This is a genomic window from Microbulbifer variabilis (assembly GCF_052467165.1).
Genome location: NZ_CP174301.1, coordinates 725,459 through 737,924, shown reverse-complemented (window position 1 = coordinate 737,924; position 12,466 = coordinate 725,459). Strand labels below are relative to the sequence as shown.

Annotated in this window: 12 protein-coding genes; 5 read left to right on the top strand and 7 right to left on the bottom strand. The window is 50.6% G+C overall.

The genetic code is table 11. The features are described 5' to 3' along the window. Positions 1-21 precede the first annotated feature (21 nt). The 3 genes from ACJJIP_RS03210 to mpl all read right to left on the bottom strand — a co-directional run bounded on the left by ACJJIP_RS03210 (position 22) and on the right by mpl (position 2,385). The gene (locus ACJJIP_RS03210) at positions 22-297 is read right to left on the bottom strand and encodes an Rdx family protein (protein WP_026304984.1); all 276 of its coding nucleotides are present in this window, start codon (positions 295-297) and stop codon (positions 22-24) included. Between the two features lie 20 nt (positions 298-317). Next, positions 318-899 carry a flavin prenyltransferase UbiX gene (locus tag ACJJIP_RS03205; protein ID WP_051089485.1) on the bottom strand — a complete coding sequence of 194 codons (582 nt, stop codon included), beginning with the start codon at positions 897-899 and terminating at the stop codon, positions 318-320. A 97-nt stretch (positions 900-996) separates the two neighbouring features. Then, entirely contained in the window at positions 997-2,385 is a 1,389-nt protein-coding gene (mpl, locus tag ACJJIP_RS03200; protein ID WP_026304983.1) for a UDP-N-acetylmuramate:L-alanyl-gamma-D-glutamyl-meso-diaminopimelate ligase, read from the bottom strand. A 289-nt stretch (positions 2,386-2,674) separates the two neighbouring features. Between mpl and ACJJIP_RS03195 the strand changes: the two genes are divergently transcribed. Continuing rightward, a complete protein-coding gene (locus ACJJIP_RS03195) occupies positions 2,675-3,937 on the top strand; it encodes a 6-phosphofructokinase (protein ID WP_020412448.1) in 1,263 nt (420 codons plus the stop codon). A 77-nt stretch (positions 3,938-4,014) separates the two neighbouring features. Here the strand turns inward: ACJJIP_RS03195 and ACJJIP_RS03190 are convergent, their stop codons facing one another. The 3 genes from ACJJIP_RS03190 to ACJJIP_RS03180 form a co-directional block, all read right to left on the bottom strand. Then, positions 4,015-4,380 (bottom strand): VOC family protein, encoded by a 366-nt coding sequence (locus ACJJIP_RS03190; protein ID WP_444946211.1) that lies wholly within the window; start codon positions 4,378-4,380, stop codon positions 4,015-4,017. 35 nt (positions 4,381-4,415) lie between these two features. Next, entirely contained in the window at positions 4,416-4,790 is a 375-nt protein-coding gene (locus tag ACJJIP_RS03185) for a hypothetical protein (RefSeq protein WP_020412446.1), read from the bottom strand. 275 nt (positions 4,791-5,065) lie between these two features. Beyond that, positions 5,066-7,909: an ExeM/NucH family extracellular endonuclease gene (locus ACJJIP_RS03180; protein WP_444946210.1), complete on the bottom strand. Its 2,844-nt coding sequence runs from the start codon at positions 7,907-7,909 to the stop codon at positions 5,066-5,068. A 258-nt stretch (positions 7,910-8,167) separates the two neighbouring features. On the opposite strand from ACJJIP_RS03180, the gene ACJJIP_RS03175 reads away from it, so the two are divergent. Genes ACJJIP_RS03175 through ACJJIP_RS03165 form a run of 3 tightly spaced genes read left to right on the top strand, consistent with a single transcriptional unit; the run spans position 8,168 to position 10,107 of the window. Then, a complete protein-coding gene (locus tag ACJJIP_RS03175) occupies positions 8,168-8,629 on the top strand; it encodes a MarR family winged helix-turn-helix transcriptional regulator (RefSeq protein WP_211214909.1) in 462 nt (153 codons plus the stop codon). Continuing rightward, positions 8,626-9,582: a S41 family peptidase gene (locus ACJJIP_RS03170; protein WP_444946209.1), complete on the top strand. Its 957-nt coding sequence runs from the start codon at positions 8,626-8,628 to the stop codon at positions 9,580-9,582. Before ACJJIP_RS03175 ends, ACJJIP_RS03170 begins: the two co-directional genes overlap by 4 nt. Before the next feature lie 48 nt (positions 9,583-9,630). Further along, positions 9,631-10,107 carry a GNAT family N-acetyltransferase gene (locus ACJJIP_RS03165; RefSeq protein WP_444946208.1) on the top strand — a complete coding sequence of 159 codons (477 nt, stop codon included), beginning with the start codon at positions 9,631-9,633 and terminating at the stop codon, positions 10,105-10,107. Between the two features lie 25 nt (positions 10,108-10,132). Here the strand turns inward: ACJJIP_RS03165 and ACJJIP_RS03160 are convergent, their stop codons facing one another. Continuing rightward, a complete protein-coding gene (locus ACJJIP_RS03160) occupies positions 10,133-10,732 on the bottom strand; it encodes a pyridoxamine 5'-phosphate oxidase family protein (RefSeq protein WP_444946207.1) in 600 nt (199 codons plus the stop codon). Positions 10,733-10,836: 104 nt separating this feature from the next. Here ACJJIP_RS03160 and pdxR point away from each other — a divergent pair, with 104 nt between their 5' ends. After that, the gene (pdxR, locus tag ACJJIP_RS03155; RefSeq protein WP_444946206.1) at positions 10,837-12,288 is read left to right on the top strand and encodes a MocR-like pyridoxine biosynthesis transcription factor PdxR; all 1,452 of its coding nucleotides are present in this window, start codon (positions 10,837-10,839) and stop codon (positions 12,286-12,288) included. The last annotated feature ends 178 nt before the right edge of the window (positions 12,289-12,466 follow it).

The window sequence follows — 12,466 nt, the reverse complement described above, 5'->3', positions numbered from 1 at the left end:
ACGGCGCTATTGGAAATATTTTCAGGGAGTATCGATATGTCCCAGATCGCGCTCGGGAAACAGCAAGTCCCGAACGCGCCGTTTGAGTTCTTTTGCTCCGGGAAAGCCGCCATCACGCTTGCGCTCCCAGATCAAATTTTCACCAATACGGATTTCAAATACTCCTCCAGTTCCGGGTTGTAATGCAACCTGTTGGAGGTCATCGGCAAAGGTATACAGTAGTTCCTGGGCCATCCAGGTGGCTCGCAGCATCCAGTTGCACTGCACACAGTAATGAATCGTGATGCTCGGTTTCACGGTTCTAGCCTCCCTCCAGTCTACTCTCCCCAATGCGGAAGCAGCTTTTGTTCTACCCCCAGCTGGTCTAGTAGTCGTGCCACCACAAAGTCGACAATATCCTCAACTGTGCTCGGCTTTTGATAAAAACCGGGGCTGGCGGGCAGAATCATCGCGCCCATACGAGTGAGTTTGAGCATATTTTCGAGATGAATCTCCGAGTAAGGTGCTTCGCGTGGAACCAATATCAGCTGGCGGCGCTCCTTCAGGGCTACATCAGCAGCTCGCTCAATCAGATTGTTGGAGGCTCCACAGGCCACTGCTGACAGAGTGCCGCCGCTGGCTGGACAAACCACCATACTTGCCGGCGCTCCTGTGCCTGAGGCCACAGGAGAGAACCAGTCCCGTTTACCGAACAGGGTCAGCTGCCCCTCCTTTGCCGCAAAGCGATCGGCAAGAAAGCCCTGCAGGATATCATCATCACCCTCGGGCAGCTGCAGGTCTGTTTCCGTATTGATTACCACCTGAGCCGCATCAGACAATAACAACCAGACACGCACGTTAGCGGCGAGCAGGCACTGTAACAAGCGCAGGCCGTACTGGGCTCCAGAGGCCCCGGTCATGGCCAGGGTAACGGTTTTATCAAAAGTAGGTTGCTGCAAGGTCAATCCCTCGGGTTTCTTGATGGGAAACCCAGGGGTTGCCCACCGGTATTCTTTTCTAGACTGGGCGATGGTATTTCTGTTCCAGAGCGCCGATCAGGCGCTGGTGGATACCACCAAAACCTCCGTTGCTCATCACTACAATATGGCTGCCCTCACCCGCAAGCTGGAGCGCAGATTCCACTCCCCCCTCAATGGTGTCAAAAACTTTGGCTGGAACCGGGGAGTGGTGGGTGACTTCATCCAGAGACCAGTTCATTCCCTGTGGCTGATACCACAACACCATATCCGCACCGCTACAGGAGTTTGCCAGCTGGCCCTGGTGCACGCCCATTCGCATAGTATTGGAGCGCGGCTCAATCAGGGCGATGATCTTATCTTCCCCCACCTTGGCCCTGAGCCCATTTAAGGTGGATTCAATTGCTGTGGGGTGGTGGGCAAAATCATCGTAAACACGGATGCCTGCCACTTCACCCAAGCACTCCATACGGCGCTTCACCCCCTCAAAACGCCCCAATGCGACGGCACTCAATTCCGGTACAACACCCACGTGTCGAGCTGCAGCCATGGCGGCGAGGCCATTGCGCACATTGTGCATACCAGTGAGTTCCCACTCCACTCGCGCCACCTCAGCCCCTTCAAGCTGCACAGAGAAGCTGCTGCCATCCGCCGCAATATCGTGAGCCAACCAGTCTCCCGTGCGAATGCCCGGCGGGCCTTCAACACCGAAACGCTGCACCTCAGTCCAACAGCCCTGCTCGAGAACCTGTTCAACATTTTCCTCAGCTGCAGCAACAATCAGACCATTGGCCGGTACGGTACGTACCAGGTGGTGAAACTGCCGTTGTATCGCCGCCAGATCATCAAAGATATCCGCGTGATCAAATTCCAGATTATTGATGATCACTGTGCGTGGGCGGTAATGCACAAACTTGGAGCGCTTGTCGAAGAAGGCAGTATCGTATTCATCCGCTTCCACAATAAAGAAGGGAGACTCCCCCATACGTGCCGACACACCGAAATTGCCAGGCACACCGCCGATCAGGAATCCAGGCTGCATATCTGCCGCTTCCAGAATCCAGGCCAGCATACTGGCAGTGGTGGTTTTGCCATGGGTACCGGATACTGCCAGCACCCAGCGTCCACCGAGGAAGTGGTCACATAACCACTGGGCGCCAGAGGTATAAGGCAAACCTTTTTCCAACACCGTCTCTACTGCGGGATTACCCCGGGACATGGCATTACCAATAATGACCAGATCCGGGGCTGGCTCCAATTGTGCCGGGTCATAACCCTCGGTGATCTGGATACCCGCCTGCTGCAACTGGGTGCTCATTGGTGGATAGACGTTCGCATCGCTGCCGGTGACCCGGTGTCCTTCGGCCACGGCCAACTGGGCCAGACTGCCCATAAATGTGCCGCAAATACCTAATATGTGGATATGCATGGCGGAAATGTGTACTCCTGCTGGTTGCGGCGCAAGCTTAACACGGCAAATCAAGCCAGTAATTGCCAAATCCCGCACTTGCAATGCAATTTACTCGCTATTCCATTAGACTCCGCCCCCGCACTGGTCGGCCTCATCCCCTGTACGGTGGTAGGAATTTTCCAACAATGGCCGACACCCGATACGAGCTCCCGGAATTCCCTACTAGTACCGCTAATTGAATAGTGAGTACTGGGAAGAATTACCGGATCGGGACACTTCCCTAGATTTCTACGTATACAGGATAACCATGTCGAAGAAGAACGCCTTTTACGCACAGTCCGGTGGTGTGACTGCCGTGATCAACGCATCCGCCTGCGGCGTAATAGAAGCTGCCCGTGAAAACCAGGACAAGATTGGCAAAGTCTACGCGGGGCTGAACGGCATCCTCGGCGCACTGCGCGAGGAACTGATCGACGTGAGCCAGGAAAGTGTGGAAGACATCGCCGCATTGCGCCACACCCCATCCGGCGCCTTCGGCTCCTGTCGTTACAAGCTGAAAAGCCTGGAAGAAAACCGCGCGGAATACGAGCGCCTGATCGAAGTGTTCAAAGCCCACGATATCGGCTACTTCTTCTATAACGGCGGCGGAGATTCTGCAGATACCTGCCTGAAAGTATCCCAACTATCTGAAACCATGGGCTACCCAATCCAGGCCGTACACATTCCCAAAACTGTGGATAACGACCTGCCGCTGACCGACAATTGTCCCGGCTTTGGCTCAGTGGCCAAATATGTAGCGGTATCCACCAAGGAAGCCGCAATGGATGTCGCCTCCATGTGCGCCACCTCCACCAAAGTCTTTATCCTGGAGGTGATGGGCCGCCACGCAGGCTGGATTGCCGCAGCGGGTGCCCTGGCCCAGGAAGAAGAAGGCGATGCACCGCATATTATCCTGTTCCCGGAAGTGGCCTTCGATAAAGAAAAGTTTCTCGCCAAAGTACAGAAGACCGTGGATGAAAAAGGCTACTGCGTTATTGTCGCCTCAGAAGGCGCCCAGTACGCAGATGGCACCTTCCTCGCCGATGCCGGCACCACCGATGCTTTTGGCCACAAGCAATTGGGCGGTGTAGCCCCGACTCTTGCCAATATGATCAAGAGCGAACTGGGCCTGAAATATCACTGGGCACTGGCCGACTACCTGCAGCGCGCTGCCCGCCATATCGCCTCCGCCACCGATGTGGAGCAGGCCTACGCCGTTGGTCGCGCCGCTGTAGAAATGGCGGTAGCCGGCAAGAACGCGATTATGCCGGCAATTATCCGTGCAGAAGGTGAAGAGTACAGCTGGTCTATCGCGGAAGCGCCGCTGTCTGAAGTGGCCAACGTGGAAAAATTCATGCCTGAAGAATATATCAGCGAAGACGGCTTCGGTATCACTGAAGCGGGACGCAAGTACCTGCTGCCGCTGATCCAGGGTGAGGATTACCCCCCCTACAAAAACGGCATCCCCCAGTACACAAAACTGAAAAAGCAGCTGGTGGAAAAGAAGCTGGACACTGAGTTTAAAGCGTAATCTAAAAACTCTTTAGCCCTGGTTCAAAAAAGCCCCCGAATAAAACCGGGGGTTTTTTATTGGCGCAGCTGGAAAAATTACTTTTGTAATCCTGTATCTGACCAAACTGCAAATTCATTACCGCAGGGCTCGGCAAAGTGAAAGCGCCGACCTCCAGGAAAGGAAAAAATAGGTTTTATTACTTGGGCACCGCAGCTCTCGACTTTTTGTAAGGTATCCTCTAGGTCAGAACTATATAACACTACCAGCGCTGCACCGTTGACTGTTGAACTGTGCAGATTCGCCTGAAAAAAACCACCATCCAACCCTGCACCAGAAAAAGCAGAATACTCGGGGCCGTAATCCGTAAATTCCCAGCCAAAAGCTTCAGAAAAGAAAGCCTTGGTCTTTTCCAGATCCTTCGATGGGAACTCTACATAATTAATCTTTTCGTGATTATCCATATAACCTTCTCCCGGTATTCTAATTAAATGACATCCTAATCCGTGATGGGCTTATCTGGCGTGTCCACAACTCGGAAACTGCCATTGGCCACCGCCAGGGGTTGGTCATTATGCATAATAACTGCGCGATCCATCATCAGATCAAAATCCAACATGGCGTAAAGAACAACTCCACTTCGTCCCTGGTAGATATCCGGACGATAAACCAGTGCTGCCATGCGTACTCCCATTGGTGCATACGAATAACTGGCTTTGCCGACCAGTTTGCCCCCCGCAGTAACATAACAACTGGACTCGGTTTCATAACTGACAATATGAGTGGATAAATCGGGAAAATCTCCCCCTTCGGAGTAATGGGTGCCAGTCCACTCCAGACTTAATCCCACAAGACTTTCAAATGTACGTGACATAGAAGGGACTCCCCCCTGCAATCCAATTGGTATGAACAGACTCAAGTATGGCCGTTCTTTCGGGGCGCAGAAATCCAGGAGCTTAAAAATTTATTAAGAGTGATTAATTTTTTGAGGGGAGCGAAATAAAAAGGACCGCACCACCAGGGTGCGGCCATTCGCTTCTAGGGAAAAGCTATCAACTTCAAGAATCCTGGAGAAGCGACGACAGGGAGCTGATAACCCCATCGCCAGGACAACCAGAATATTTATTATTAATCAAAAATTGATATATATCAGCGTGGCCAGGAAATTTTGACTTCACGAGAGGCGCTATCTTCAGCACCATCGCCATCACTCACTGTGAGGGTAATTTCGTAATTTCCAGTTTGAGAGTAACGGTGTAACGCCCAGCGTCCACTACGTTGTACGCCATCACCAAAATTCCACTGATATTGAAGTTTGTTATCGCCATTATATTGACTGCGATCTTCTACCCATACCCAGCGAAAAAAGCGATGTAATTTAAAATTCGCTTGCAGAGAGGCAACGTCATCTTTCACTTCAATAATTTGCTCAATAGTGGATATCGCACCACGATCATCTTTTACCTGCAAACGTACCAAGTAACTACCTGGGATATCGAAACTGTGGCTGGGGTTTTGCTCTGTGCTTCTCGCACCATCACCAAAGTCCCAAGACCAGCTCACCAGGTTCCCATCTTCATCGCTACTGTTGTCGATAAAGTGGAATATAAGACCCTCAGACGCCCAGCTAAATTCAGCCGTGGGGACCAGGTTGTCTGCACCCAGGTCCAGCTCAACGATTAAAGGGTCGTGATCCGATGCTCGGTAAGGCCCCGCGGAGTACAGATTTTCCTGCTGCTCTACGCTTTTATATTCGGTGTTGTAATCCAGCGCACGCGGCTCATCGGCATTGATATGCCAATCCACTGTGGCAGTTACCAGTGGAGCCAGGGAAGCGCTGGCAAGAGCATGATCCAGGTAACCGGACTGGCCGTCATACACATAGGAATAAGCTTCGCCTGCTCCGTACCATTCCAGCAGATCGGTATAACCTGCACCCTTAAGCGCGGTAATGGGGTTTTCCATGGCGTAGCTGTTGAGATCACCCAATACCAGCACGCGATCGATGCCAGTTCCTGCAGGGTCTCTATCGATCCAGCCAGCCAAGGCATCCGCAGCCAGAGTGCGTAGGGAGTTCCAGCAGCCCTGTCCATCCCCCTGATCGCTGTTTAGGCTGCCATCACTGGGGCAACTGCCCTTGGATTTAAAGTGGTTCACAACCACGACAAGACGCTCACCGGAGGAAATCTCAGCAAATGCCTGTAACAGCGGTTGGCGATTACCATCGTCGAAGGGATAATCCTGCAGTGTGACAGCACTGCCGATCGGCATAACACGGTCGCTGCGGTAGATCATACCTACGGCAATTTCATCGTCGCCGAGCTGTGGGAGCTCCGGATTTACAAACTGGTAGCTCTGCCCTGAGCCTGCGCTGTTCAATCCATTGACCAAGTCCTGGATTGCACTGTCACTACCGTAGCCATCATTCTCAATTTCCATCAGGCCAATGACATCGGCATCCATACGCAGGATTGCAGAAATAATTTTATCTCTCTGGCGCTCGAACTCTTCCGGGGTGTCAGCACCACGAGCTGTGGGGAAGCCGCCTCCGCTGCCATCGCCATTGAAGTAATTCAGCACATTAAAACTGGCAATACGCAAACTGCCTTCACCAGGCAGTACAGGAGCTTCCTCACGCAGGTTTATGGGAGAGAACTGCGGTATCTCAACCGGGTGTACTCGATAGGCACCAAACCCATAAGCCATCACGCCGGTAAGTTCTTCCAGAGTATCGCCACTGCGCAGCGTGTTGTATGCGCTCAAACCCGGTGCCGGATAAGGCATTTCTTCAGGGTTTTGTACGGTGGAGCCATCATCCAGAATAATTTGATTGAGCTCGTTGGCCGCTGCCTGGGCAATAGCCGCTGAGCCGGGAGCATTATTGTGGGTAGGGATGTAAAGTCTGCCGCTGGAAAGAACAATCTCACCATAACGGCCCAGGTTGTAGTGACCATTGACTGTCAGGCTTTGCGGGAATTTTACCAGCATACCCTCGAGCTGCTCCTGCTCTTGGGCTGAGTTAAATGGCATCTGCACATTGGCAGCCGTTACCTCGTAACCGCTACCACAAACGCTAACGCCGTCCACCTGATTCAGCTCGGTAAAATCGTAAAACTCATCAACAATACCGCCAACCCGTACCAGATCTCCAACCTGAACATCCACCCCGAAAGCATTATCGTGAATAAACAGACCTTCAGAAGTCGAGTCCTGGCCATCCTGATCACCATCCTCTTCCTGCAGGAAGAAGCCGGCAAGGCCGGTATTGGAATCTTGGAAATTGCCAACCACTACGGCTTCAATTTCGTGGCGTTCACCCTCCAGCGAACTTGCGAACCCCTCACCCTGTATCTGGCTGATTAGTGTCGCTGTATCACCACAGGCACCTAACTCGATTCCACCGCTGCCATCGCCACCGCCTGTATCACCCTCAATATGCCAACCCAGGTGGCCGAAGTTATTCTGGCCAACACTGGACCACTCCTGGGCGGGATTGAACGCACTATTGCCATCGGTACGACCACTGACCACATCCAGGTTGCGTATCAGAGTCTGATTCTGGGTACCGACACTGCTATTGCCCCACTGGCTACCGGGGTCAGTACCAATTTGACCGATTACATCGACGAAACCGTTAGGGCCAGCAAGTGCTACCGCATCGTCACCATTGAACAGGCCACCGCTATAAATCTGGTCGGCCACATCCAGCATGGCTGCATCAGAGCTGCCGTGAGCGAGAACAAACACTTCATCATCACCCAGGGTTCCAGAGAGTGTGATATTTACAGCGGCAGAATCGGAACCATTGAAAAAAAGCTGTATCGAGTAATTACCCAGATCTACAGCCGCTCCGGTACCGTTATAGATTTCCAGTGCCTTGTTATTGCCGCTGCCCTCGATATATTCCGAGATTATGAGGTCGTTGGCCTGGACCTCTTCAGCCATCAGTGGAAGACCCAGGGCTGCCAGAGCAGCCAAGCCAAATTCTTTCATCGCCATTTTTCCCAATTGCCGGATTCGCATTTAGCGGCGCAAAGAGTGGCGGGGAATTCCTAAATTTCGATGAAACAAATGTTAAGGTTAAGTTTCAGTGACTCGACTTGGCGACTCATCCTCAATTTGCACTCAACTTGAGTAGCAAGCTCTCTCCCTTTAACAAAAAGACAAGCTGATAGTTGCATTTGTCACCAGACAGTATATAGTCACTTATATAAGCACTTATATAAATATTAATTTATGGATTACAGTCAATTGGGAACTCGCCTCAGACACCTGCTTGAGCTACTGGATGGCGATGTCAGTAAGAGCTATAGCAGCTGCGGTATAGAAAATTACAAACCGCGGTATACCCCAGTAATGCGCACTCTAATGCAAAAAGGCGACGTTACCATCGGCGAGATAGTAGCCAGTGCTCAACTGTCCCAACCTGCCGTCAGTCAAACCGTTAAAGATATGGTGAAACAGGATCTGGTAGAAATAGTGAAAGGAGTAGATGCGAGAGAGCGCAAGGTTAGACTGACCCACAAAGGCGCATTACTTCTACCGCGCTTGAAAGCTCACTGGCAAGCCACTGTATCTGCAGAAAAGTCCTTAAATGCAGAGCTACCCATGCCATTGTCAGATTTGCTGGATACCGCCATCAACGCCCTGGAAAGAAGCCGTTTTCAAGATCGTATACAGAGGCAATTACCCGAGGAGATCAAGAAACAATGAAGCCAGTCATAGCGCTTTTCCTGCCCTTGCTATTCTCTGCCCATTCAGGCCAAGCTGAAGAAAAATGCCAGTTCACTACCAATTCAGTCATCAAAGCGGCATCTGCCGCTGTCGGAGATAAATACGTACTGGCAGATAAAGCTGATATCCTGTCGAAACAAATAGCTGAATTAGCAGACTCCGCCGAATTAGAGCAGTATTGCAACAATACCCAGATATTCTCCAAAAAAATCACTGATAAAATCCGCGAGTTATCCGGCGACAAGCACTTCTACTTGGAACATGTTGGAGACCAGGATGAGTCAAATAACTGGATAGAACAATGGCGAATAGAAGCCCCAAAAAATAATTATGGAGTGAAGAAAATCGAGATACTATCTGGCAACATCGCCTATATATCCCTTTCCTCTTTCCATACTTTTGAAAATGCCAAGTCCACCCTAGGGGCAGCTTTTACACTGATCCAACATAGTGATGGCCTAATTTTGGACCTGCGTAACAATGGCGGAGGCGATGAAAATACTGCAGGCGCTATTCTGGAATCCCTTATCGATACCACTAAGCCATTCCCCTTTGTAATAGAAAGCAGGGAAAAGAAAATAAAACCAAGTCGTATCACCACCCTACCCTGGCCAGCCTATGGTACGGAGAGACCACTGGTAATCTTGATTAATGACCGCTCCTTCTCCGCCGCTGAAAGTGTTGCATTCTCGTTGCAGCAATTGGGTAGAGCCAAAATTATCGGCACAGCCAGCGCCGGTGGGGCGCACATGATGGATACACCCCAATCCCTACCCTTCGGATTTGAGATTGGCATTCCCAGTAGCCGCCCGGTTTCTACATTGACTGAAGGCCCGGTTAATTGGGAAGGACACGGTGTAAGTCCAGATATTGAGACCGGTGATCAAGATAGCTTACAGGTTGCTCTAAAAACGATAAAAGAACAAAATTAATCGTGAATCGTTTACAAGGACCTCGGTAATGGAGTTTAAGGATTAACGATGGCCACCTCCCTTCGACTAATAACCAAGGATAATTACGAGGCTGTTTGCGATCTAGATGTTGCCTTGGAGCAGCAGGAATATGTCGCATGCAATCTGTGGTCACTGGTAGAGGCACAGTTCAATACTGGATATGAAACCCGCGCGATTTATTTTGGAGAAAATCCAGTTGGTTTTTTTATGTGGGTCAAGGAAAACCATGAAAAGATGTCTATATGGCGTTTTATGGTTGACCAGAAATACCAGCAAAAGGGAATAGGCAGGACTGCTCTGAAGTTAGCCCTGCATGAGATCAGGCAGACCCCCAATATTAAGCAAATAAAGATTTGCTACAACCCCAAAAACCCAGTTGCTAAAGATTTCTACTCTAGCTTTGGCTTTGTAGAAGTTGGAATAGATGACGATAACGAGGACATGCTTGCCATAATCGACCTCTCCAATACAGAAGTCCAAGTTGAGCCCTGTACGTACCAGTAGCTTTAGAGCATAAAGTTATGATTACTTAGCGAAATGGACAAACAGGCTTAACTCCGCTCCAAACGGTTAAGCTCTGATCTTCCTTGTTGTCGGTAGGCGCTCCACTCCGGCTCTTAAAAGAGCCCTCCTCTATAGTCAATCGCATTAGCGCTGTGCCCTTGCGTTCCTGGATGTTGGGAGGGCGGACCTGCTCCCATCGGTCAGGCTCAATATCGTTCATTATGACTTTAAAAGCCTCATCGAACTCCCGGGATTCATGCACACGTTCCCCACGGCAAAACAACACTGCCGAACGATAGTTGGCACTGTGGTGAAAAGCAGATTTTGCCAGCACCCATTCATCGTATTGTGCAAATGAAATACAGATTGTTTCCCCCGCATCTACCAGCTTCTGCAAACGGCTTTTATTTGCCACATGGAAATACAGGAAGTCTCTCTTCCGCCATACAGTCAATGGAATAATGACCACCTCCCCATTCTGTATAAATCCAACATGGCCGAGCTTTAGCTCATCTACCAGCTGATACACAACCTCCCTTTGATAGCTGGCTCTCTTTGCCGCCCGACGTATCCTGCTCTTTGCAGTGGCAGGCAACTCAGGGCCAAAATGATTGGTAGTGTCCATAGAAACCTCCTTACTAACCGCTGCTCATTCAATCTATATCGCCAATCTAAGAAGTTACTGGTACTCTGAAAAGGTCCAGTTTTTGCTCTTTCATGGTGCCAGTTTTGAGTGTTCCAGACTTCACTGACCTAACCCTGGATCGGGCCCAACCACTACAGGCCCAGCTGTATCGAATGCTTGTACAGCGCATTTGCAGTGGTCGGTTGAGCACCGGCAGTAAATTGCCATCTTCCCGCAGAATGTCGGCGTCTCTGGGAGTGAGTCGCAATACCATTACGCAGGTATTGGAACAGTTAAAGGCCGAAGGCTTCCTCACCAGTAGATCTGGTCAAGGCGTGTTTGTCTGTGCATCACTGCCGCCACATGTGGAAGCCCCCCAGCGAATGAGCTGGCAATCGGATACTGATCATCCACCACAGCTGTCAACTTTCGGGGAATCGTTAAGAAATGCACCGCTTGTCAGGGAGAAGCTATTGCCCTTTACACCGGGATTACCGGATCTCGATAGCTTTCCTTTTCATCTATGGAATCGCCTCTATCGGCGGCATCAAGACAGAACAGCACTCATCGGCTATGGCCCCAGTCAGGGCTATCAGCCATTAAGACAGGCATTGGCAGAATACTTACGTAACTCCCGGGGAGTCCGCTGTAGCGCCGAGCAAATCATTATTACTAACGGTGCCCAGGAGTCCTTGAGTCTCTGTGCACAAGTCATACTAAATCCGGGGGATACCGTAACCATGGAAAACCCCGGCTACCGACGGGCACGCATCGCTTTTCAATCTGCCGGCGCAGACCTCCATTTGGCAGGACTAAAAAATGGCTCTCTGGATGTAGAATCACTGACAAAGCGCAATCACACCGCCAAGCTTCTCTATACCACCCCTACACACCAATATCCGATGGGTGGAGTAATGCCTGCCAGTGACCGCTTAAGGCTGCTGGACTGGGCAGCAAGCTCTGAAGCCTGGATATTGGAGGATGACTACGACAGCGAATTCTCATTTGTACACAAACCCGTGGCAGCGCTGCAAGGAATGGCGGAGGACACACCTGTACTTTATATGGGCAGCTTTAGCAAAATTCTTCAGCCCGGTATTCGTCTGGGCTATATGGTGGTTCCCAAATCAGTGATACAGGTATTTAACCACGCCAAAGAGATGCTATCTGGTCACTCACCTCTTCTTTCCCAGGCCATAGTTGCCGACTTTATTGAAGAGGGACATTTCGTACGACACCTGCGTAAAATGCGCATCAACTATCGGGAAAAATGGCTGCATTTTTGCGATTTGGCACGACATAAACTTGAACCCCTGGCGCAACTCATCGCAAGTAGTGCCGGAATGCACGTGGTACTCGCCACGCCCGGCAGGAATGACCTAGAACTGTCAAAGCAATTAGCCGAACACCGCATCGGTAGCACTCCACTTTCTTTTTTCTATCCCGACAAATCCTTGAACCATGGCCTGGTATTAGGGTTTGCCAATACCAGTAAACAGCAGCGAGAGGACTGTATAGATCTTCTGCAGCGTTTTTTGACAAACTCATCCAGCTAGCAAACTTTCAATATCACTATTATTGGCAACAGCATTTCTATGCTATGACCAATAGAAAATACTGTTAGTGCACCTCCTATGCACACTCACCCTGCACATGCCTGATCAACCCTAGCCTGAAGTTATCCACACCCTCCTATTGCCGATAAAGACAACAACTGGGATAGATACACGCTGA

Coding starts and splice junctions, on each gene's coding strand:
- ACJJIP_RS03205 (WP_051089485.1), bottom strand. CDS start 899: ATGACCGGGGCCTCTGGAGCCCAGTACGGCCTGCGCTTGTTACAGTGC.
- mpl (WP_026304983.1), bottom strand. CDS start 2,385: ATGCATATCCACATATTAGGTATTTGCGGCACATTTATGGGCAGTCTG.
- ACJJIP_RS03195 (WP_020412448.1), top strand. CDS start 2,675: ATGTCGAAGAAGAACGCCTTTTACGCACAGTCCGGTGGTGTGACTGCC.
- ACJJIP_RS03190 (WP_444946211.1), bottom strand. CDS start 4,380: ATGGATAATCACGAAAAGATTAATTATGTAGAGTTCCCATCGAAGGAT.
- ACJJIP_RS03185 (WP_020412446.1), bottom strand. CDS start 4,790: ATGTCACGTACATTTGAAAGTCTTGTGGGATTAAGTCTGGAGTGGACT.
- ACJJIP_RS03180 (WP_444946210.1), bottom strand. CDS start 7,909: ATGAAAGAATTTGGCTTGGCTGCTCTGGCAGCCCTGGGTCTTCCACTG.
- ACJJIP_RS03170 (WP_444946209.1), top strand. CDS start 8,626: ATGAAGCCAGTCATAGCGCTTTTCCTGCCCTTGCTATTCTCTGCCCAT.
- ACJJIP_RS03165 (WP_444946208.1), top strand. CDS start 9,631: ATGGCCACCTCCCTTCGACTAATAACCAAGGATAATTACGAGGCTGTT.
- ACJJIP_RS03160 (WP_444946207.1), bottom strand. CDS start 10,732: ATGGACACTACCAATCATTTTGGCCCTGAGTTGCCTGCCACTGCAAAG.